Source organism: Flavobacterium sp. ST-158 (assembly GCF_058309975.1).
Genome location: NZ_JBZEEN010000003.1, coordinates 119,445 through 143,330 on the forward strand (window position 1 = coordinate 119,445; position 23,886 = coordinate 143,330).

The following is a 23,886-nucleotide window of genomic DNA, read 5'->3' on the forward strand; positions in this document are numbered from 1 at the left end:
TTCCCATATTAATTCTAATTTAATTATAAAAAAAAGCAATATAACATTATGAAATTTTCATGTCATTCTTATCGTTTACTATTGCTATTGCTAGTGATGCATACGGTTCTTTGTGGACAAACAAAAACCAAACAGCCAGTTGATTATGTAGATGTGTTTTTGGGGACATCAAATTCACGTTGGATGCTCGGTCCCTATGCAACTGTTCCTTACGGAATGATTCAATTAGGACCAGACAATCAGGGTGTAAAACAGGATGCTAATAACTGGATGTCTGGTTATGAGTATGCCATAAATAGTGTAGATGGTTTTAGTCATCTTCATGCTTGGACTATGGGGGGATTACGAATTATGCCTACTACCACGGATTTAGTTTTTTCCGATGAACCAACTGACTCACCCTATAAAGGTGGAAGGGCAGGGTATCATTCAAGAATAGAGAAAAAAACAGAAAAAGCTTCCCCAGGTTATTATTCGGTGTATTTATACGATCATGAAGTGAATGCCGAAATGGCGGTTACAACCCGTTGTGGATTGCAACGCTATACATTTCCGCAGAAAAAGGAATCAAGAATTCTTATTGATTTGCTGTTTCCTGCCGAATATGCATTTAATGTGAAGAACGCTAAAATAACCAAAGTATCCGATACCGAAATTGAGGGCTATGCTGAAACAGTTACCGGGGTCTTTAATGATTACAAGTTATGTTTTGTTCTTCAATTTGATAAGCCATTTCAAACTTTCAATGGCTGGCTTGGAAAAAAATTAACGGCTAATTGCAGTGAGATTGCAGGTAGTGGAGATATAGGTGCATTTGTTACTTACAAGACTAAAAAAGGGGATCAAGTTAATGTGAGATCAGGTATTTCGCTGGTAAGTATTGAACAAGCTAGGTTAAATTTAAAAACAGAAATGGAACCGTTTGGCTGGAACATTGAAGCGGTAAAGAAAAATGCTGAAGATGTTTGGAACAAGCTCCTTTCAACCATTAAAGTTGAAGGCGGGTCAGAAACCGATAAGATAAAATTTTATACCAATTTATATCGTGTCTTTGCTGCCAAGCAAACCTGGAATGATGTAAATGGAAAGTATGTTGACCCTGCCGAAAACGTTCAAACCGTCAAGTATTGCAAGGATATATATGGAGGTGATGCGTTTTGGAATTCGTTTTGGAATAGCAATGGAGTTCTAAGCCTTATAGCTCCTGATATTATGAAAAATTGGGTAGGCTCTCAACTGGAGTTGTTTGAGCATACAGGCTGGACTGGCAAAGGCCCAACAGGACTTGAATATTCAGGTATTATGGAAGGTTCACATGAAATAGCGCTGATGGTAGCAGCTATACAGAAAGGAATTATCAAGGACAAGGCTATTATTGAAAAAGTTTTTGAAGCTTCCAAATTTATGATGATGCATAATGGGGTTAATATTTACGGAGGTAGAGCAGGAAATCCAAGGCTAAAAGAATACATGAAGTATGGCTATGTTCCCTATGAAGTTGGTAATACTAATAAGGCATTGGATTATTCATTTGACGACTATTGTGTGGCTCAATTAGCAAAAAAAATGGGACGAAAAGCCGACTATAATTATTTCATAAAACGTTCTCAGAATTATCGAAATGTATTTAATAACGATCTGAAATTTGTCGTTCCAAAAGATTCAACAGGCAAATGGATACAGAATTACGATGAGTTTTTAAACAAATCTTTTGTAGAGGGGAACGGATGGGAATATTCCTTTTATGTACCTCATGATGCAGATGGGCTTATTGGTTTGATGGGGAAAGATTTGTTTAATAAACGATTAGAAGAAGGCTTTGAAAAATCGGTGGAACATAAATTTGCGGCACACGCTTTAGATCGTAATACCGGTAGCCGACAAGAGTTTTATATTAACCATGGAAACGAGATTAATATGCAACCTGCATTTTTATTCAATTATTCCGGTAAGCCTTGGTTAGCCCAAAAATGGACTCGTGAAATTATGGAAACCTTTTATGGAGCTACACCTTACCAGGCTTGGGAAGGCGATGAAGACGAAGGTCAAATGGGGGGCTGGTTCGTAATGAGTGCTATGGGATTATTTGAGATGCGTGGTGGTACAGAAACAGAACCTGAACTTGATCTTACCAGCCCGTTGTTCAACAAAGTTACCGTTCAGTTTGATCCAAAGTTTTACAAGGGAAAAGAATTTGTTATGGAGGCTCAGAACAACTCAAAAGAGAATATTTACATTCAATCAGCGACGCTAAATGGCAAACCTCTGACGCAACCAAAAATCAAGTTTAAGGATATCGTTAACGGTGGTAAGTTGGTGTTTGAAATGGGACCTTTGCCTAATAAAAATTGGGGGGTTGGCAAATAAAAAACACCATCATAATTATATAGATAATGAATTAAAAACAAAACGAAAAAATGAAATTTTTATCATCAACTCCAATATCAACAGTAATTGTTTCTTTGCTTTTTAGCGGAGTAATTACTGCGCAAACAAAACCTGAAGGCAAAATTTTGCCTTATAAAAACCCCGCTTTATCGGTTGAGAAGCGTGTAAATGATTTAATTGCACGAATGACCCTCGAAGAAAAAGTATATCAAATGTGTGCCTTGCGTTTGGGTGACGGAGACGAGATATTCAAAAGCAGTGGGGTGTATTCAATCGATTATATTCGTCAACAGATGAAAACACACGGTACGGGTCATATTAGTTGCCCTACAACCGATATGGATGCCGCGAAAGGAGTTAAAACAGTCAATGAAATTCAAAAAGTGGCTGTAGAAGAAACAAGATTGGGTATTCCTACGCTTATTAATGATGAGGCTTTGCACGGTGTCAAAGGCTTTGGCGCCACTACTTACCCTCAGTCTATTGCGCTCTCTTGTACATGGGACTTACCACTGATGAAAAAAATAACAGACGCTATCGGAAAAGAAGCCTACAGCAGAGGTATTAGACAGGCGTTGAGCCCGGTGCTTGATTTGGCAAGGGATCCGCGTCACGGGAGAATGGAAGAAACGTATGGGGAAGATCCTTTCCTGGCTTCTCGTTTTGCAGTTGAATTTATCAAGAATGTACAGCAAAATGGTGTAATCTGTACGCCAAAACACTTTGCCGCAAATTTTGTACCTGCCAATGGGTTGGATGCGGCTAATGTTTCGTTAAGTGAAAGAGAACTAAGGGAAATCCATTTGGTTCCTTACAAAGCGGCAGTAACCGAAGCCAAAGCAAAATCCTTAATGGCAGCTTATAACGCTATTGATGGAGTACCGTGTCATGCCAATAAATGGCTGCTTACGGATATATTGAGAAAAGAATGGGGATTTTCAGGGTTTACCGTGTCGGATTGGAGTGGAGTAGTACATACCATGGGGATGCACAAAATAGCCGAATCAAAAGGAGAGGCTGCGGTGATATGTGCCAAGGCAGGTTTGGATGTGGATTTGCCTAGATACAAAGCCTATGTTGAATTGATAGATGAAGTTAAAAAAGGAAATATTGACCAATCGGTAATTGATGAAAGTGTAAAACGTATTTTGCGTGTAAAATTTGAGATGGGGCTATTTGAGCATCCGTATATTGAAGATACCACTCAGGCTACCAAATTATGTAATGCCCCTGAATTTAGGGCTTTGGCCAAAAAAGCGGCAGAGGAAAGTATTGTATTGCTGAAAAACAAAAACAATGTATTGCCAATCGCAACATCGGTTAAGAATATTGCTGTTATAGGACCAAATGCCAATGTGGTTCAATTGGGTGGATATTCATCAGCCGGAGTGCCTGGCGTTAGCCCGCTGGATGGGATAAAAAATCTTTTTGGTTCGACAGCCACTATCCGTTATGCAAAAGGTTGTACGCTTACCGGTACAGATACAACAGGGTTTGAAGAAGCGGTTACTATAGCTAAGCAATCCGATATCGCGGTGTTGGTGATGGGAGGGCAATATAGTGTTACCGGTGGTGAATCACAAGACCGAATTGATTTGAATTTGATGGGAGTTCAAGAAGAGTTGATTAAAACAATAAGCAGTTTGGGAAAACCTGTGATCGTCGTGTTGAATGATAGCCGACCTGTAACCATGCTGAATTGGCTCGATAAGGTGGATGCAGTTATGATGATGTTTCCTGCAGGGGAAGAAGGAGGTAATGCACTGGCTGAAATACTGGCAGGGAAAGTTAATCCTTCCGGTAAAACTACCGTTACTATACCAAGACATACAGGACAGATTCCATTGACCCAAATTACCCGTCCTTATGGAAGGGAAGGAAGTGTTGCGGAGTATCCTGAGACTAAAGTTAATGGAATTGTTTCAAAAGACAGGTATTACTGTTTATATCCTTTCGGTTTCGGATTGTCTTATACCACATTTCAATATGGAGCTATCAAATTTGCAAAGGATAAATTTTCAATGGACGAAAAGATAGAATTGTCTGTAAATATTACCAATACAGGCAGCAGAGATGGCGATGAAATAGTGCAGTTGTATTTTACCAATCTGCATACCAAGCATATTACCCAAGCTCCTAGACAATTAAGAGCATTCCAGCGTGTAAGCATTCCTGCCGGAGGGACGCAAACGGTAACTTTTACATTAAATTCATCCGATTTAAATTATTTGGATGAGAATTTGAAACCAAAAGTAGATGCCGGAGATTTTGAAATATTTGTTGGAGGAAATAGTGTGGATGGTGTTACAAACAAATTCACATTAGTATCCAAAAAATAGATTTTGGAAAGGGCATATCCAGCCAAGAATGGATAATACATTCCTGGAAAGCCTTCCGGATATTTATCCGACTCTTGTGGAATTAATGGGAATGAAAGACAAAACACCTAAAGCCATTGATGGGAAAAGCTATGCTCAATACTATCAAGGCAAGGGCGAATAGGTGTTATATGATTTAAAAGCTGATCCTTTTGAATTGAAAAATATTTACAGTCCGGATTTGTCAGTTGTAAAAAAAATGCAACCTTCTTTGGAGCAATGGCTTAAAAAAACAAAAGATGGTTTTGTTTTAGACAAAAAATAAGCCGTTGAGTGAAATTATCAAAAGGATTCGGTATGATGAAAAAGTATTGTCTATTGGAAATTAAAATGAATTAAAAACAAACATTTTATGAAGTTCTCAACATTAATCAATTTATTAATTATGACAATTACGGCAGCACAGGCTCAGCAGGAAATACCTTTATACAAAGGCACAATTCCTAATTCGAAACCTACTCCCAATATAGAAAGTTCGGCAATGCTGGACGATGTAACACGCATTTCTAATGTGAGTGTGCCAACACTTAGCCTTTACAAAGCAGAAAACCCTAACGGCATGTCTGTAATTGTTTGTCCGGGTGGTGGCTATGGGATTTTGGCTATTGATTTAGAGGGTACACGGGTAGCAGAAGAAATGAACAAATGGGGAGTTACTGTTTTTGTGTTGAAATACCGTTTGCCTGATGATAGAAGTAATATAGACCGCAGCACTGCACCGTTAATGGATGCACAACAAGCCATTCGATTGGTTCGTTCGAAAGCAGCCGAATGGGGTTTGGATAAAAACAAAATAGGCATTATGGGATTTTCAGCAGGCGGGCACTTGGCTTCAACTGCTGCAACACATTTTGAATCAAATGTTGATGTAACAGTCAAAGACACAACTTCTGTTCGTCCTGATTTTGCAATATTGATTTATCCGGTTATCAGTTTTGACAGCGCGATTACACATCAGGGATCCAGAAATAATTTAGTTGGAGCAAAAGCTTCGGCAGCTCAGATAAAAAATTATTCAAACGAATTACAGGTAACAGCCCAAACTCCACCTTCCTTTTTGGTACACTCCGGGGATGATGAAGTTGTGCCGGTAGAGAACAGCATCCGTTATTATCAGGCCTGTATCAAGAACAAAGTAACTGCTGAAATGCATTTGTATCCGAAGGGCGGTCATGGTTTTGGTATGTACAATAAGACAACAAACGACAAATGGATGGAACGTTTGAAGGGCTGGCTGAGTGGATTTCTTATTGATAGTCGTCTTTAACTATCAGGATTGCATTAGAAAAAAAGTTACAGAAATAAATGCAAGGGGATAAAAAACAAAAGATGGTTTTGTTATAAATAGAGAATTTAATTAAGATAATAGCCGTTTGCTGCAATTATCGGAAAAGAGTAATGTCAGTTATTTTGTCATTTCAGTCTGAGGAGGATCAAAATAAATGAATTCATAAAATGCAATTTCTTGTTCCTTGAAATGATAAAACAGATCAATCTGAACTATATAAATTATAGGTTTTAATAACTAAATTTAATTATAGCCAAGAGGTTTAATTTTAAATATGATTAAAAAAATACTGATTGTCGATGACCATTTTATTGTAAGATCTGGAATGTCATTTTTATTGGAAAACGAAATAGACAGAATTGAAGTTTTTGAAGCTAATGATTTTCCTGATGCAATCGCTAAATTGGAAAAGAGTTTTTTTGATTTGGTAATATTAGATATTAATTTACCCGGTGGAAAAAAACACGATATGATAGCCGATTTAAGGGAATTACAAAAAGATGTGAAAATATTGATTTTTTCTGTTCACGAGGAGGATGCGTATGCTTTTCGTTACATACAAGCTGGTGCCAATGGCTATCTGAATAAGCTTAGTGAAAGCGATACAATCGTGAAAGCCGTAAAAGCTGTGTTGGAAGTTGGAATATACATATCAGCCGATATTCTGGATAAGTTTATCTCCTTTTTTCAAAATAAGAAAGAATATAGTAATCCTTTGGAGGAACTTACCCAGCGTGAATTTGAAATTGCTGCACTTCTTGTGAAAGGATATGGTAACCTTGAGATTGCGAATGAGCTTGACATTAAAATGACAACGGTAAGTACACACAAACTAAATATTTTTAAAAAAGCTCGTATAACCAATATTATTGAATTAGCTGAATTATTTAAAAAATTACACTCTGACTAATCATCTTTTTTAAACCCTTTCAAGATATAATTACAGCTAACTGGTTAATAATGATTTAAAAAAAAGAAACAATGAATTTATTTGATTTAACAGGAAAAACAGCTTTCATTACAGCAGGGGTTCATGGTCTGGGAATGGCTATGGCTAAAGGACTTGGTCGTTCTGGTGCTAAAATTGTAATAAATGGTCTTTCACAACAGGAATTAGATAGAGCTATAGCTAAATACAAATCGATAGGAATTGAAGTTTACGGATATGTATTTGACGTGACCGATGAGGCTGCCGTAATTGCCAACATAAATAAAATAGAAGTTGAAGTAGCTCCAATTGATATTTTAATCAATAATACCGGAATCATCAAAAGAACTTCAATTATTGAAATGGAAGTAAAAGATTTTACAATAGGAATCAATTTGGATTTAATAAGTCCTTTTATCGTTTCGAAAAATGTTGTCAAAGGAATGATTGAACGCGGAGGAGGAAAAGTGATCAATATTTGTTCTATGATGAGTGAATTGGGTAGATATTCTGTAAGTGCTCATGCTGCTGCAAAAAGAGATTTGAAAATGTTGACCAAAAATATGGTCACAGAATGGGCTAAATTTAACATTCAAATTAATGGTATTGGTACCAGTTCTTTCGTAAGCAGCAAAACAGCTCCGATTAGTGTGGACGGACTTCCATCCAATGAATTTACTATTAGTAAAACACAAGAAAATCGTTGGGAAGATTCTAAAGATTTACAGGATGTAGCAATTTTCTTGTCATCAAAAGCAAGTGACTTTGTAAATGGGCATATGCTTTATGTAGATGGAGGAATCCTTGCAAACATTGAAAAACCTTCTAATGAATAATAAATTATTAAAATTTTCTGCTGATAGTGTTTTTTAAAAGCAATATCAGTAGAAATAAAATATCAGAATTAAACCTAATAACTATTCCAATGAAATACACCAAGTACATTTATTTATTTTTTCTTTTTTTACCATTACTGCTTTTGTCCCAAACAAAGAAAATTATTGAAATACAAAATAATTTGGATTTGGAAAGAAAGGAAGCTGTTGTGGCTATCAAATGGGAAACAATTGTATCTCATTATCCTCAAATAGACACTACAAATTTTGTTGTGATCAATTTATCGACCAATAAGCAAATTCCTTATCAATTGGAACACAAAGGACTTTCGACTATCCAAAATTTATTGGTGCAGGTAAATGTCAAAGCCAAAGGAAAACTTAGTCTTTCAATACAAAAAGGAAAACCAATTGCATTTCAAACCAAAACCTATGCACGTTATGTCCCTGAAAGAATGGATGATTTTGCCTGGGAAAATGACCGTATTGCATTCAGGGCCTATGGTAAGGCGCTTGAAAAAACAAGAGATGATGCTTATGGATTGGACGTTTGGGTAAAACGTACCGATAAAATGGTTATAAATGAACGTTATAAAATAGGGGAGTATCATACGGATCATGGAGATGGATTGGATTATTATAAGGTTGGATACACATTAGGAGCTGGAAGTATGGCACCTTATATTAAAGACAGTGTTTATTATTCCGGAAATTACCATCGATGGAAATTATTGGATAATGGTCCGTTGCGTTCTACTTTTAAATTAGAATATGACAGTTGGGATGCATCCGGTATTAGAGTTTCTTGTATCAAAACCATTTCATTAGATGCAGGTTCACAATTGAACCGAATAGAAAATGTTTACACTTATGCAGATAGCAAAGCATTGCCGGTTGCAGTTGGAATAAGCAAGCGCCCTGAAAGTGGAGTACTTTCACTAAATGAACAACAAGGTATTTTGGGATATTGGGAGCCTGTTCATGGGCAAGATGGTACAACCGGAGTGGGAGGTATATTGAGTACCCCTGTCAAAAAAATGTTGGTAGAAAACAATCAAATATTAGCCATAACTGAAACAAAAAATAACGAGCCGATAGTGTATTATACCGGAGCTGCGTGGGATAAAGCAGGGAAAATTACTGATGCAAAACAATGGTTCAATTATTTAGATCATTTTTATCAGCAAATAAAAAGCCCTTTAATCGTAAAGGTCAAATAGCAATAAAAAATTAATAACTAAAACACTTATAAAAAATGTCAGTAAATTTATTTGATTTAACAGGGAAAACAGCTCTCATTACAGGAGGGGTTCATGGTTTGGGAATGGCTATGGCTAAAGGACTTGGTCACGCCGGAGCAAAAATTGTAGTAAACGATCTTTCGCAGGAAAACATAGACAAAGCCATAGCAGAATATAAATCGGAAGGAATTGAAGCTTACGGATATGTATTTGATGTGACTGACGAAGCTGCTGTGATTGCAGCGATAAACAAAATCGAAGCCGAAGTAGCTCCAATTGATATCTTAATCAATAATGCCGGAATTATTAAAAGAACACCAATTATCGAAATGGAAGTTAAAGATTTTGCTGCAGTAATCAATGTAGATTTAATCAGTCCATTTATCGTTTCCAAAAATGTTGCTAAAGGAATGATTCAACGTGGAGGAGGAAAAATCATCAATATTTGTTCTATGATGAGTGAATTGGGAAGAGACTCCGTAAGTGCATACGCTGCTGCAAAAGGAGGTTTGAAAATGCTTACCAAAAACATGGCAACAGAATGGGCTAAATTCAACATTCAAACTAACGGTATTGGTCCGGGGTATTTCGCAACCAGCCAAACAGCGCCAATTAGAGTGGACGGACACCCATTTAATGATTTTATTATCAGCAGAACACCGGCAAATCGTTGGGGAGATCCTGAAGATTTACAAGGTGCCGCCATCTTTTTATCTTCAAAAGCAAGTGATTTTGTAAATGGACACATCCTTTATGTAGATGGAGGAATCCTTGCAACCATTGGAAAACCATCAAACGAATAATAAATAATTAAAATTTTCTGCTGATATTGTTTAAAAAACAATGTTGGCAGATTTTTTTTAGAATCAAAGCAGACTATTATATATTTTGGTAATTTATTCCATTAATAGATTTGATATCCTCAGTTATGAATGTTTTTCTCAAATGCAGTATTGAGCAGTCTAATTCGTTTTAGTCAGTTACATATTAAACCTAAAAATCCGTTGGAAGTAATAATTTAATTAGCATCCAACGGATTTTTAATTAATGCATTAAACTACTAAATCGCTAATTTCTAACGCAATTGCCTTAGCTTGCTCATAAGTGTTAGCTTCTGAATAAACACGCAAAATAGCTTCTGTATTTGACTTTCTTAGATGAACCCAACTGTTCTCCATTTCAATTTTGATTCCGTCTATGGTAATAATTGGACAGTCAGCGTATTTTTCTTTTACTTTTTCTAAAATCGAATCCATTGCTAAATTTTCAGGAAGATCGATTTTGTGTTTGAACATAAAATACAACGGGAATTTTTCTTTTAATGCAGACAACGAAAGATTAGCTTCTGCCATATAACTTAATAAAAACCCAATTCCAACCAAAGCATCCCTGCCATAATGTAGTTCAGGATATATTATTCCACCGTTTCCTTCTCCACCAATTATGGCGTTGACTTCCTTCATTTTTTCAACAACATTTACTTCACCCACAGCGGCTGTATGGTATTCTCCGCCTCTTGCTTCGGTAATATCTTTTAAAGCACGGGTTGAAGATAAGTTAGAAACCGTATTCCCTTTTTGATGTGATAAGATATAATCTGAAACGGCCACTAAGGTATATTCCTCATTAAAAGGTTCACCACTTTCGCAGATTACAACCAATCGGTCAACATCCGGATCTACTGCAATACCAATATCAAAATTGCCTTCCTTCATTTTGTTGATTAAATCGGTTAAATTTTCGGTAAGGGGTTCCGGGTTGTGTGCAAATTGGCCTTTAGGTTCGCAATTCACTAATTCAACCTGATCTACACCTAAACTTTCCAATAATAAAGGAACTGCAATTCCTCCGGTAGAATTAACGGCATCAATAATTACCTTGAATTTTCTTTTCTTAATGGCTTCGGTATTTATTAACGGTAAAGCTTTGATTGCTTCAATATGATAGTTGAAATAATCATTGTTAATGGTGTAACTACCTAAATGGTCTACATCGGTATATTGATAATTTTCAGACTCAATGCTTTCTAATATAGTCATTATGTCTTTGGCCGAAATAAATTCACCTTTTTCATTTAGTAGTTTTAAGGCATTCCATTCCTTAGGATTGTGGCTGGCTGTCAGGATGATACCGCCTAGTGCTTTTTCGGCAACCACTGCCATTTCTACTGTTGGCGTCGTTGATAATCCTAAATCAACAACATCCAGACCCATCGATTGCAGTGTGCCACATACAATCTTTGAAACGATTTCTCCTGAAATTCGGGCATCACGTCCAATTACTATTTTTTTTGTTGTAGTATCATTTGATTTTAGCCAGAAACCAAAAGCTGCTGTGAAAGATACAATGTCATTTGGGGTTAATGCATTTCCTGGATTACCGCCAATGGTTCCTCTTATTCCTGAGATGGATTTTATTAGAGTCATAGTTTATTATTTTTATTAAAAATTATTGTTATTTCTTTCTTATTTAAGATGAAATCCAAACTAAAGAGTTGATTTGAAGTTTTAAGCTTTATAGAAAAATAGAATTGTCTAAAACAGATGTGTAATTTGAATCGGTTTTAGGTTTAAATATTTGTAAAACAGTTGTTTGTGTTGTTGTTTTTTAAGCTTGTATTCTCTTTTGAAAGGCAAAAGTAGCTATACAGTATAAAAAAAACAAGAAAATGTATTAAAAATGTTCTCGAGCACACTATATTTGTATTTGAAATAAAAAGAGTCCTATTAGATTCACAATACACAATTGTATGGAAAGAGAAAATAATGTTTACAAAGTCAATCTGATTGAAAGAACTGAATTAGAAATTACAGGAAAAGGGGAGGGAGCTGCCTGGAGTAAAGCAGAAGTTTTAACTCAATTTATTTCTCCCTGGGATACAAAGGAGCCTTCAAAAATTGAATTTAGGGCGTTGTGGGATGGAGTGAATTTCTTTTTTTGTTTTACAGTTTTTGATTCTAAAATCCATATTGAAAAAAAAGACAATAGTGTTGACAGTATCAATAATTCTGACAGGGTTGAACTTTTTTTCAGACCCAATGATTCACTAAATCCATACTATTGCTTAGAAATAGATACTCAGGCCAGAATAATGGATTTTATAGCCTATCCGGATAAAAAATTCGATTTTAACTGGAATTGGCCAAAGGATGATATTATGGTTAAATCATCAAAAAATGATGTTAGTTTTACCGTTGAAGGAGCCATTAGTATAGCTTCTTTAAATAAATTTCAATTGATTAAAGAAAATACAATTGAAACAGGGGTATTTAGGGCAAAATACAATTCGGAAGATAATATCAATTTTGAACCTACCTGGATTACCTGGATTAATCCTGAAACAGAAACCCCAAACTTTCATATAAAATCTTCTTTTGGGGTATTCCATTTAATGACTTAATTTTTATTCCATATAAAGTGATTGGTATAATAAGCTGTAAAAATACTAAAACGATTTAGTAAAAAAAATATTTTCATATTTTTTTGCTAACAAAATCCCGTTTTAGAATATATTATCATTACCGTAAATAAGATATATATGAGAAGAATGGATAATTAATTAAAACCAACAAAGTTAAAATACTGACCCTGATAGAAGATTTATGGAGTTATATATAAAATATTGATAATGAAGGTTTTTTAATTAATAACCGACTAGTTTTAAAGAAATTTGCAAAGAAAGTGATTAAAAAAACGTCTCAATTTTTTTTGAGACGGCTTCTTTTTTGTTTCTGGTACCTCAAGGATTATTCATATCTTGACGATAAATTGAATAAAATAAGCTGATATTAGGGATGTCAAATAGATCATCTAACAGCTAAAATAGAGTTTTAGCACTATTATTGATTGGTTTTCAAAAATCGAAAACTATCCTTTTTTGCTTCTAATTGCAATTCATTTTCTTTTTGAATAAAATTCATTTCAATGATTGCTGCCTTTCTTGGGGCTTCATTTGTAATGCTGTAATGGGTATGAAGTACATACTGCCATTGGTTGTCTTTGTCTAAAAATAAGTCACCGTGACCTGGACCATTTATTTTTAATAAATTTCGTGAAATTATAGGATTCGCTGTTGATTTTTCCCAAGGTCCCAAAGGACTTTTACTGGTCGCATATCCAACCGCATATTCAGGATTTCTAAAATCATTTGCCGAATAAATTAAATAATACAAACCGTCTTTTTTCAATACTGTAGGGCCTTCAGCAACTGGCCAGTTTACATTTTGGGTGTTTTCCCATTGCAGTTCTGCGGCGATACATTCTGTAAGCGTTTCAGTTTTAATACTCAATAAATCGTCATTTAATTCGGCTACAAAAATTCGGTTTCCATTGGTAAGTCTAACATGATACAGATATTTTTTTCCATCATCATCTATAAAAACAAAGGGGTCAATTTGTTTAACAGATGCAGCCAATGGTTCTTTAGAAGTATTTCTGAAAGGACCAAGCGGGCTATTGCTTGTTGCCACTGCAATATTTTCATTAGCAGTATACATCATGTAAAACTGATTATTGTATTTCAGTATTTGAGGTGCCCAAAATCCTTGTGAACCATAAGCATCTCCTTTTTTCAGGGCAAGACCTCCCTGAGCACCAACGGGGCCTTTCCAATTTTTTTGATCGGTCGAGGTATAAACTTGAAATCCTTCCCCGTTTAGTGGAGTGTTTCCTGTTGTTGTTCCATATAAATAATAAGTTCCTTCATTATAGAATATAGTTGGGTCAGCCAAAAAAACATCTTTTAACACTGGTGTTGGAGTAGGAGGAACTGTTGTAGTTACTTCTTCGTCTTTTTGTTGGGAACAGGAATTTAGGCTTAGCCCTAAAAATAGGAGTATAAATTTTTTTTTCATTTGAGTTGGTTTTGTATTCGTTTTTATTTGTGGATCGAAAATTGGTAATAAGAAACCGTCTGGTATTTCTGTCCCGGTTTTAAAGTTATGGAAGGGAAATTAGGCTGATTCGGTGCATCCGGAAAATGCTGTGTTTCCAGTGCGAAAGCTGTTCTGAAATTATCCTTTGCCCCAGATTTGAAAGTGTTTTTACCCTGCATAAAATTCCCGCTGTAAAACTGAATCCCAGGTTCGGTAGTGTAAATGTCCATAGAAATCCCCGATTGGTCTCCGGTAATGCTTGCAGCATGGTTCATCCCTTTTTTGATGTTTCCGTTTAGGACAAAATTATGATCGTATCCTTTTCCGAATTTTAATTGCTCATTAGCCATCTCGATGCGTTCCCCGATAGTATGTTTTTCAATAAAATCGAAAGGAGTTTGGGTCACATTTTCTAATTTTCCTGTTGGAATTAAACCGGCATCAACTGGAGTGTATTTATTAGCAAACAATTGTAATTCATGATTCAAAATAGTTCCACTACCTTCTCCGTTCAAATTAAAAAAGGCATGATTGGTCAAATTAACAATCGTAGTCTTATCTGTGGAGGCTTCATATTCCATTTTTAAGGTTTTATCAGCCGTAATGGAATAGGTTACTTTTACTTCTAATTTTCCCGGAAATCCTTGTTCCATATCGGGAGAAGTGTAGGTTAAAACTAAAGTATGTTCGTTAGTTTTTTTCGCATTCCAAACCACATCCTGAAAACCTTTTTTTCCGCCGTGTAGTGCATTTTCTCCATTATTTAAAGGAACAGTATATTTTTTTCCTTCCAAGGTAAATTTTCCTTTAGCGATTCGGTTTCCAACTCTGCCGATGGTAGCTCCAAAATAGGGTTCTGTCGATTTTTGAAATCCGCTAACGCTGTTCATACTAACCACGACATCTGTAAGTTTTCCGTTTTTATCGGCTAACCACAAGCCTACTAATCGTCCTCCATAGTTTGTGAAAGCAGCTTTTAAACCATTATTCTCAATCCAATATAAATGGGTGTGTTTGCTGTCTATTACTTCTTCAAAATTTTTAGCTTTTAAAATATTTTGTGTTGAATCTGAAGCTGTTTTTTGATTGATTCCTTTCTTATTTGAGTTGTTTCTATTGTTTTCTTTACATGAAACCTGAAATACAGCAAAAATAAGTAATGCGTATATCTGAATTTTTTTCATTCGTTTAATTTTATATCGTTTAACAGAAAAACTATTCGGCAGGAATTTCTAATTTTGTTCCTTCACTAACAGGCTCTCCAAATACTGGAAATCCATTCGAATCCCAGTTTATTTTTTGCATTCTTGGCGCTCTTTTATTCCCGCATCCTTCACCAGGATTTGAGTTGGCGTGATATAAAATCCAGTCTTCTTTCCCGTTTGGAGATTTGAAAAACGAATTGTGTCCAGGAGCAAAAACTTGGTTTTTTACGGATTGTTGGAATAATGGTTTCTCTGATTTTTTCCAAGAAGAAGCGTCTAGTAAATCCCCGTTTCCTTGAAAATGTAATAAACCCAAAGCATAAAAATCAGTCCAACATCCACTGGCAGAATACACGATAAACACTTTGTTATTGTGCATTAAATACTGTGGTCCTTCATTGACATTGACTTGAGGAGGATTATTCGGGTCGTTTAAAGCACCGTGTGTTTCCCAATCGTATGTTGGGGAAGAAATCAAAACTCGATCTCCTTCTATTTCATAAGGGTTTTTCATTTTGGCGATGTAGATATTCTGCTGTCCGTTAGTGTCGCCTTCCCATCCAGCCCAAATCATGTAAAGGCTATTTTTGTAACTAAAAACATTTCCGTCAATAGCCCATTTATCTGTTTTTGCAGCAATTTTTCCTTTAAATTCCCATGTTCCTTTAAAAGGATCTTCCGATTTGTTTTCTAAGACATACATTCTGTGAGTGGCATTGTCTCCATTGTCTGCGGCAAAATATACGTACCATTTACCGTCAATGATATGAAATTCCGGTGCCCAAATGTCTGCGGAATAGTCTGTATTTTTTGGAGCTGTCCAAATGGTTTTGCTTTCGGCATTTTTTAAATCAGCCAGATTTTTTGTTTTCCACAAAACTAGGCGATTTTGCAAGGTATGAGTATAATAATAATAGCCTTTGTAATAGGTGCTGTAAGGATCTGCCCCAGATGGCAAAATAGGATTGGTAAAGGTTTCTTTTTGCGAATAGGTTTCCGAGTTACAACCTGAAGCAATTATAAGTACAATGAGAATTAAATATTTTTTCATAATAATAGCTTTAGTTTGATTTGTGATTTAGAGCATCAATAACTTCTTTGTTAATGGCGCTTATTTTTTCGAAATCCATTTTATCCACTTTTCGGTCATAAGTCATAAATCCATTTACCTCACCTTCTACATCAGTCGTTTGGGTGTAAACTGCGGCTGAGAATCCAGTTTTGACTAATTTTTTCAGTTCATTGGCATACTTGATGTACTCATTAGTGACTTCGGTAGCATTCTTGAACTTGATATAACCCCAATTGTCGTTTTCTTTCCATAAATGACCTTCCAGAGGCAATCCAATTCCTCCATATTCACCAAGAACGGTAATTCTTCGGGCATCATAAAGATACAATTCAGGGCCGGGATAATTGTGTAAATCCAAGATGTCGCCCGTTTGAAAATGATTTCCACCACTGGACGAATTGACTAATCTACTTGGATCATAATTCTTAGTCCATTCGGTAATTTCAACCGTTTTAAATTGTCCCCAAGCCTCATTAAAAGGTATCCAAACTACAATGCTTGGATAAGAATGCAAATGATTCATTATCTCTTTCCATTCTTTTCTATAAATTGCTTCCGATTTGGGAGTTCTTTGTAATTCAGTACCTTCAAAATATTTTTTATTTTGCCATAAAGGCTGGTCATCTCCACTTGGCATGTCTTGCCATACTAAAATTCCCATTTCGTCGCAATGGGTGTACCAACGTTCCGGTTCTACCTTAACATGTTTGCGAATCATATTAAAACCTAATTCCTTGGTTTTAACAATGTCATATTTTAACGCTTCATCAGTTGGAGCAGTGTACAATCCGTCAGGCCACCAACCTTGATCCAACGGACCAAATTGAAAATAGTCTTTATTATTTAATTGCATTCTAACTACGCCATTTGCATCTCTTTTAGAGCTAATTTTTCGCATGGCAAAATAACTTTTTACTTGGTCGACAACTTTTCCGTTGCTAATTAATTTTACATTGGTTTTGTACAAAAAAGGAGATTCCGGAGACCATAATTTGGGATTATTTAAAATGATTTCCAAGTTTTTTCCAACGGAAGCTTTTCCTGTAGCAATTGTTTTTGAATCATCATAAATACTTACTTCGACTACGTCTCCATAACTGGCTCCCGCAATTTCAGGTTTTATAGTAATCTTATTTTGATCGATATTTGGGGTGGTTTTAATCGTTGTAATGTTCTTTTTATTCACAGGTTCTATCCAAACTGTCTGCCAAATTCCAGTAACTGGCGTGTACCAGATTCCTTCTGGGTTTTTCACCTGTTTTCCTCTTGGTTGCGGCCCATCATTGGAAGGATCCCACACTTTGATTGTTAATTGCTGTGTTTTTCCGGTTATAAAAGGAGTGATGTCAAAAGAAAATGGAGTGTATCCGCCAGTATGGGAACCTATTTTAATCCCATTCAACCAAACTTCAGTTTCCCAATCTACCGCACCAAAATGAAGCAAAATATTTTGTCCTTTCCAGTTGGATGCTATGTCGAAAGAGGTATTGTACCAAAGCTCATTTTTAGCACCCACTTCTTTCATCACGCCTGATAAACTGGATTCGACAGCAAATGGCACCAGAATTTGGCCATCATATTTTGCAGGAGCTGGTTTTCCAGCTTCTTGAATGGCATAATTCCATAATCCGTTAAGGTTTTTCCATTCCTTACGTTCCATTATAGGACGGGGGTATTCAGGAAGTACCTGTTTGGGATTGACTTTATTCGCCCATTCTGTTTTTATTTTTTCTCCTGCAGGTTTCCATTGCGCGGATAGTGATAATCCTAAGCACAAAAAGAGGAGTACTGTTGCATTTTTTTTCATTGGTATATTTATTTTGGTGTACCTCATTAAAATTGAAGCGCTATTTTCTTTTTCTGTGACTTAATAAATTACCAGACCATTTAAAAACGGTCTGGTAATTAAACAAACCACTAACTAACCAAATTTTTTGTGACGTTTTAAATTAATAAAAGGCCCTGTTTTGATATTAATTTACCAGCTTTAAAGTAGACCAAGAATAAGGTTTGTCAATACTATTGGTTGAAATACTTTCGGTATAATTATTTACTCCTTTTTCTCTAAGTTCTATGTTGTAACCTATTCTGGTTTGTTTTGCAGGTATTCCGCCTAATGTGATCCACGGTATTTTAATTTCTGTTCGATAACCGTTTGAAGTTTTGACCGTTGTTGTTGCAATTCCTTGCGAACTGTTTAGTTTTTTCCACTTACTATTTTCTCCTTCGTATATTGAAAAAAGATTAGAATGTCCTAATTCCAGTTTGAAAATTGATTTTCCCGGAGCAATTAGGCTTCTGTTTTTAGGGTCTATATATAAATTAAAACCATCACTTCCGGTTAAAGCATCTGTACTTACAATTTGACTGTCTTTTATTTGGGCAAAAACATATAAATATTCGCTATCATAGGTAAAATTGGCGTCTAATTGAGTGCTACTTTTTTGGCCAATAAAAATAGGACTTTCTGTTTGCCAAATCCCCTCATTACTTTGTCCATCAATTAAAGGTGTTTCTTTTGTTACATTAATTTCAGGTATAACACGTCCTTTTATCATCCAAACTTGTGAAGAATTTGAAAATTGATTTGTGGTGGTTAATGCAACAACGGTATCATCATCGAGAACTTTTATACTATTCCATAAAGCTGATTTTCCGCTGGAAAGTAGAAAAGGAGTTGATTTTCGGTTGAATTTTTTAGCCTCATTTGTCCCAATAACAACTTTCATATCGGCATTGTTGATATCGTTTGTAGCTCTGTTTTCAGTTCCCTGATAAGACATTATAACTTCCCCTGTACTGATTTGTGACAAATATGGTGCACCGGCATAAATCGGATTACTCAATGTTTCTTCCAAAGCATAGTTTCGGTTATTGCTGTTTGCATCGACAGTTTGTTTCCAGTTTTCGGTAATTGAATTTCGAATGATATACGGTTTGAATTGATTATCAATGCCATTGTCCTCAATAGAAAAAACAATTTCGGTTTGATTTTTTAATAGAATAGGAGAGGGCATCCCATCTCTTTTTCCTGCTCTGAAACTCACAATTTCTGGAGTTGTTGACCATGTTAATCCATTATCTGAAGAACGAATCAGGGAAATATTTTGTTCATTTGAATTGCGATACACATTTTCATTGGAAAAAAACAATTGAATTTCGCCACTCGGAATTTGTAATGCCGAAGGTTCCCAACAGCCATTTTCAAATTCTGAACTGGCTTCATATACAATTTGATTTTCTTTCCAGGTCAAGCCTCCATCATAACTTTTAATTGTATTGATAGAAAATTTTTCGGTGTTGTTTCCGTTGCCAATTGGTCTTGGATTATAACAAATTAAAATAGAATTATCTTTTAATTGTAAAATATCCGGTGTGGTCATATTCACCAAAGTATTTCCGGAAACTACCGTAATAGGTATACTCCAAGTGCTGCCAAAATCAGAACTGGTTTTAACCAAAATGGCACCACCAGATTCATAAGTACATATTAATTTTTTATCGCTTAATTGCACTAGTCTGGCGTATCCATTGTAATTTGTACTGTTTTTATCCGAAACTTGAATTAAAGTCGTGTAATCCCAAGCGATTCTGATACCTTCAATAGCTGGTTTGGATGCAATATTTTCTACAACTGGTTTTTCATTATTTTCATCCTGAGAGTCGCTACAGGAAAGTAATGAAAGGGATATAAGTCCTAGAAACGCATAATTTATTTTTTTCATTTGTTACTTTTTAGGATTTGATTCTGTTTTGGTTAAACCAAATTTTTTCACCAAATTGTTATACTCTTTTGTAGAAATGGTAATCATACAACCGTGTCTTGCTTTTTCAGGTAGGCTGTATTTGTCCCAATCGCTGTAAAAAGTATATCCTGATGCCTGAAACCATGGTCCGTTTAAATTATCTGAAATAGATAATCCGTAAGAAACTCCCGGGTATTGCTCGTAATACATATACCAGATTTTATCATCAGGAGATGGAATCAACATCGGAGCTTCTCTGAAATTTGGACTGATTGATTCCTGAGGCAAGGAGTAAGGTCCTAATAACGATTTTGATTTAGCAATTCGGATGGTTTTTCCCGTTGTCCAATATAAAGTAGGGTAGGTTTCATCTTTTAAAATGGCGTAATAGGAATCTCCCACTTTTCTGATGAATACATCAATTGTTCCCATATCCCAATCAAATAATCGGTTTGGAGTACCTTCAAATGTTTTTAAATCTTTTGATAACACATAAAGGGTTCTTTGGCTTGCCCAATAAGCTTCGGGATCTTCTTTAGACCCTGGTTTGTGAGGCGTGTGCCAGGTTAGTATAAATTTTGCTGAGTCTTTGTCATAATACAATTTTGGAGCACCTATTCTTTGCAATGCGTTGGAATAATCAGGTGTGCTTTTTAGATCTGGCGTATAAACAGCATGCTTTTTCCAAGTTATTAAATCATCAGAAACCCATATATTAATTTCTGGTGAATCATCGCTGGTGTTGCCTGTTATATAGTATTTGCCGTCTGGACCTTTGCAAATATCCGGGTGTCCTTGATATTCAGGGAAAACTCTTTTTCCGTTGTTTAAATTAGTCCAATGCAAGCCATCAAGACTTACAGAATAATACAGTCTGCCGTAATCCGAATGTGTCATGTGTGCAAACAAATAGGCTTCGTTTTTTGGTTTTGCATTGCCTTCTAGCTGTCCGGGTGGGGTGGGCTGCTGTGCATTTGCGAAAAATCCAAACAATAATATTCCTAAAAAAAAGAGCTGTTTTAATGTGTTGTTCTTCATCAGTGTTGTTTTTAACTTATGAATTTGAAATTCTATTTTGGATTATTTTTGCCACAGATTAAAGGATTAATCATTTGAATCTGTGGCAATAAATAATTGTTTAATTCTTTTTATTCGCTTCAGTAGTTAATTTTTTGATTAAATCAGTTTCTGCTTTTTTGTAAGGTGTACCGTCAGTATGAAATATTTCATGAAACCATAGTTCCGGTTCCGAATCGTATTTTTTAGTCCAGCTGTCCCAGGAATATTTTGTTTGGCTTTTGCCATCAACAAATCCCCAGTTGATCATTCCTACATTATACTTTTTTGCAATTGGTAAAAAGCCTTCAAAAGTACTTCCGTTTGGGCGTGCCATATATTCTGTACAAATCATTGGTTTTCCGTAACGTTGCAATTGCTTGATTACTTTTTCAAAATCCTGTGGCTTGTTGTAATTGTGAAAAGAAATAATGTCTGATTGTTCTAATTGTAGTTTGTGCATTGGTTGCATTTTAGTTTCATCACTCCAATCGCCAACCCAAACGCCTGAAGTCAAAGGCTGTGATGGATTAGTTGATCTTGCCCATTGAAACGCTTTTTCCAGAAGAGGTAATATTAATTCGGCTTTATTCTTGATTTCTACCGCTTCATAAGATGGTCCAGTCATGTTGTCTGGCTCATTCCAAATGTCCCAAGCCAGGATACGATTATCGTCTTTAAATTCAGCAACAGTTTCTTTCACATATTTTTCTAAGCGAGGATATTGTGTAGTATCCTGCAACACTTTTTGACCTGGACTTTGTACCCAGCCAGAGTTGTGGACATGTGGTTGTGGAGCGCGTTGTTTGCCGGATTTTGGAAATGGATCCCAACAAGAATCGAATAAAACAAATACGATTTTGATATGGTGTTTATTGGCAATTTCTAAAAAGCTATTCATGCGTTTGTAAAGTCCTTCAGCATCATCCTTGTGTAATAAATCATGAAGGTAAACACGCATGGTGTTCATCCCAATTTGTTCAGCCCATCCTAGTTCTTCATCAATTCTTTTAGGGTCAAAAGTTTCCTCTTGCCACATTTCCAGTTGATTTATGGCAGTGCTTGGGTTGTAATTAGCCCCTACAAGCCACGGCTGTTTTGCATACCATGTTTTGGCCTGTTCTTTTGTCCAAATTTCTCTTTTTTCAACAGTAGTTGTTGCTGGGTTATTTTCTTCTGAATTTGATTTAGTTTTGTTACAACTAATTAATAGTGTCCCTGCCAGCATAAGTGCCAGATAAAGTTTTGTCGTTTTCATTGTAATATATTTTAATGGAACAAGTAGATGTTCCTTAAATTTATGGGAATGATTCTGTAAACCATTCCCATAAAAAATTAGTTGTTAATATTCAAGATGTTGATCTAAATTTGGATTATTGTCAGCTTCTACTTGAGGTATAGGTAATCTATGGTTTTTTCCAACAACAAAATTGTTGAAATCAGGATCACGAAGTGCGATTTTATCAACAGAAGTTTGAGTGTCTAAATCTCCCCAACGTTTTAAATCTTCCCAGCGAACACTTTCTCCTGTCAATTCTAAAACTCTTTCTATTTTCAATCGTTCTAAGAATTTAGTTTTATCATTTCCAATTTCTGGATGAACAATAGCTAATTTTTCCAGATTTACACGAGCTCTTACCATATCTACGTATTGGTAGGCATCGGCAGTATTTCCTGTTTCGTTTAAAACTTCGGCATAGCGTAATAAAATATCAGCATAACGAATTAATCTATAGTTAACCTGACTGTAATAATCTTCATTATCTCTATAATAATCCCTGCTGCCTTTTCTAAACCAGGCTTCATTTCCCCATTGCCAGGTTTTGTTATAGGTTTTGTCTCCAAAATCGGCCAACAAATCAGGATAAAATAAGGTGTATCTTAAGCGTACGTCTAAGCCATTGTCTTTGTTTTTTTCTTCTTTGAAAGCGTCAACTAACCACATTCTGGCTTGTCCGTCAGACCATCCAATACTTCTTGGAGCAAAAAATTGAGCACGGTTACTGGAAACAGCAGCACTTTGACTTTCATCTGTTCCGCCTTTTCTTTGGTCTCCAAATTGAATTTCAAATACAGACTCGCTGTTGTTTTCATTAACATCAGTAAAATTATCTCTGTAATTTGAAACCAAACTATATCTTGCTCCTGCTCCTGTAATTAAATATTCCAAAGCTAATTTTGCTTCTGGCCATTTGCGTTGTTGCATGTATGTTTTGGCTAAGAATGCTTTAGCTGCACCTTTATCAGGTCTTCCAGTTTGATCAGCTCCCCATTGTGGAGGCAAATCGGTGAAAGCTTCGTTCAAATCTGTTTCTATTTGTGCCCAAACTTCAGTAACATTTTTTTGAACCGGAAGATCAGTAGGAGATGATGGTTCTAAAACAATTGGAATATTTTCCCATAGAACTGCAGCATAGTAGTAATGCATGGCTCTTAAAAATTTTGCTTGAGCAATAATTTTTTTCTTATCATCTTCGTTTTGAAACGAAATATTAGGAACATTGGCTATTACCTGATTGCATCTAAAGATAGCTTTGTAAGTATCTCTCCAGGTTACTACATTTCCTTCCCAAAAATTATAATTGATATAATTGAATCTTGTCCAATCGGCTAATTCAATCCATGGGCTATTACTATAGCCTTCATCCGAAGTCAAATCCAAACGGAAATAAATCCATCTGGCCCATAAACCATCTTTGTAGGACATTGCATAAATAGAATTTACACCGGCTTGTGCATCGCTTTCAGTTTTCCAATACTGTTCTGTTGTTAGGCTATTTGGATTACTTTGTACAAGTTCATTATCACATGAAGATGTAAAAAGAAGGCCTATCAAAACTGTTGTTGTTATAATTATTTTTTTCATTATACTGT

Annotated in this window: 18 protein-coding genes; 9 read left to right on the top strand and 9 right to left on the bottom strand. The window is 35.6% G+C overall.

Annotation, left to right across the window (positions count from 1 at the left end):
• The first annotated feature begins 48 nt into the window (after window positions 1–48).
• From AC4FRF_RS06310 to AC4FRF_RS06345, 8 genes are all read left to right on the top strand, one after another.
• Window positions 49–2,367 carry a GH92 family glycosyl hydrolase gene (locus AC4FRF_RS06310; RefSeq protein ID WP_491158642.1) on the top strand — a complete coding sequence of 773 codons (2,319 nt, stop codon included), beginning with the start codon at window positions 49–51 and terminating at the stop codon, window positions 2,365–2,367.
• A gap of 50 nt (window positions 2,368–2,417) precedes the next feature.
• Entirely contained in the window at window positions 2,418–4,727 is a 2,310-nt protein-coding gene (locus tag AC4FRF_RS06315) for a glycoside hydrolase family 3 N-terminal domain-containing protein (protein WP_491158643.1), read from the top strand.
• Window positions 4,728–4,755: 28 nt separating this feature from the next.
• Window positions 4,756–4,890, top strand: a complete 135-nt coding sequence (locus AC4FRF_RS06320) for a hypothetical protein (RefSeq protein ID WP_491158644.1) — start codon at window positions 4,756–4,758, stop codon at window positions 4,888–4,890.
• A gap of 228 nt (window positions 4,891–5,118) precedes the next feature.
• Complete coding sequence (locus tag AC4FRF_RS06325; protein ID WP_491158645.1) at window positions 5,119–6,033, top strand: alpha/beta hydrolase; 915 nt, start codon at window positions 5,119–5,121, stop codon at window positions 6,031–6,033.
• Between the two features lie 295 nt (window positions 6,034–6,328).
• Entirely contained in the window at window positions 6,329–6,964 is a 636-nt protein-coding gene (locus AC4FRF_RS06330; RefSeq protein WP_491158646.1) for a response regulator transcription factor, read from the top strand.
• Window positions 6,965–7,035: 71 nt separating this feature from the next.
• On the top strand, window positions 7,036–7,818 hold the full coding sequence (locus AC4FRF_RS06335; RefSeq protein ID WP_491158647.1) for an SDR family NAD(P)-dependent oxidoreductase: 783 nt from the start codon (window positions 7,036–7,038) through the stop codon (window positions 7,816–7,818).
• An 89-nt stretch (window positions 7,819–7,907) separates the two neighbouring features.
• On the top strand, window positions 7,908–9,038 hold the full coding sequence (locus AC4FRF_RS06340) for a BT3233 family polysaccharide utilization protein (RefSeq protein WP_491158648.1): 1,131 nt from the start codon (window positions 7,908–7,910) through the stop codon (window positions 9,036–9,038).
• 35 nt (window positions 9,039–9,073) lie between these two features.
• Window positions 9,074–9,862 carry a gluconate 5-dehydrogenase gene (locus AC4FRF_RS06345; protein WP_491158649.1) on the top strand — a complete coding sequence of 263 codons (789 nt, stop codon included), beginning with the start codon at window positions 9,074–9,076 and terminating at the stop codon, window positions 9,860–9,862.
• Window positions 9,863–10,111: 249 nt separating this feature from the next.
• On the opposite strand, the gene glmM is transcribed toward AC4FRF_RS06345, so the two are convergent.
• Window positions 10,112–11,485, bottom strand: a complete 1,374-nt coding sequence (gene glmM / locus AC4FRF_RS06350) for a phosphoglucosamine mutase (RefSeq protein WP_491158650.1) — start codon at window positions 11,483–11,485, stop codon at window positions 10,112–10,114.
• Between the two features lie 323 nt (window positions 11,486–11,808).
• Here glmM and AC4FRF_RS06355 point away from each other — a divergent pair, with 323 nt between their 5' ends.
• Window positions 11,809–12,459: a sugar-binding protein gene (locus AC4FRF_RS06355; RefSeq protein WP_491158651.1), complete on the top strand. Its 651-nt coding sequence runs from the start codon at window positions 11,809–11,811 to the stop codon at window positions 12,457–12,459.
• Window positions 12,460–12,898: 439 nt separating this feature from the next.
• Here the strand turns inward: AC4FRF_RS06355 and AC4FRF_RS06360 are convergent, their stop codons facing one another.
• From AC4FRF_RS06360 to AC4FRF_RS06395, 8 genes are all read right to left on the bottom strand, one after another.
• Complete coding sequence (locus AC4FRF_RS06360) at window positions 12,899–13,912, bottom strand: glycoside hydrolase family 43 protein (protein WP_491158652.1); 1,014 nt, start codon at window positions 13,910–13,912, stop codon at window positions 12,899–12,901.
• A 23-nt stretch (window positions 13,913–13,935) separates the two neighbouring features.
• Complete coding sequence (locus tag AC4FRF_RS06365) at window positions 13,936–15,117, bottom strand: aldose epimerase family protein (protein WP_491158653.1); 1,182 nt, start codon at window positions 15,115–15,117, stop codon at window positions 13,936–13,938.
• A gap of 31 nt (window positions 15,118–15,148) precedes the next feature.
• A complete protein-coding gene (locus tag AC4FRF_RS06370; RefSeq protein ID WP_491158654.1) occupies window positions 15,149–16,189 on the bottom strand; it encodes a glycoside hydrolase family 43 protein in 1,041 nt (346 codons plus the stop codon).
• Window positions 16,190–16,199: 10 nt separating this feature from the next.
• A complete protein-coding gene (locus AC4FRF_RS06375) occupies window positions 16,200–18,017 on the bottom strand; it encodes a glycoside hydrolase family 2 protein (protein ID WP_491158655.1) in 1,818 nt (605 codons plus the stop codon).
• Between the two features lie 166 nt (window positions 18,018–18,183).
• Window positions 18,184–19,935 (bottom strand): sugar-binding protein, encoded by a 1,752-nt coding sequence (locus tag AC4FRF_RS06380; RefSeq protein ID WP_491158656.1) that lies wholly within the window; start codon window positions 19,933–19,935, stop codon window positions 18,184–18,186.
• Window positions 19,936–19,938: 3 nt separating this feature from the next.
• Entirely contained in the window at window positions 19,939–20,994 is a 1,056-nt protein-coding gene (locus AC4FRF_RS06385) for a glycoside hydrolase family 43 protein (RefSeq protein WP_491158657.1), read from the bottom strand.
• A gap of 100 nt (window positions 20,995–21,094) precedes the next feature.
• A complete protein-coding gene (locus AC4FRF_RS06390) occupies window positions 21,095–22,270 on the bottom strand; it encodes a cellulase family glycosylhydrolase (protein ID WP_491158658.1) in 1,176 nt (391 codons plus the stop codon).
• 84 nt (window positions 22,271–22,354) lie between these two features.
• Window positions 22,355–23,878: a RagB/SusD family nutrient uptake outer membrane protein gene (locus tag AC4FRF_RS06395; RefSeq protein ID WP_491158659.1), complete on the bottom strand. Its 1,524-nt coding sequence runs from the start codon at window positions 23,876–23,878 to the stop codon at window positions 22,355–22,357.
• Window positions 23,879–23,886 lie beyond the last annotated feature (8 nt).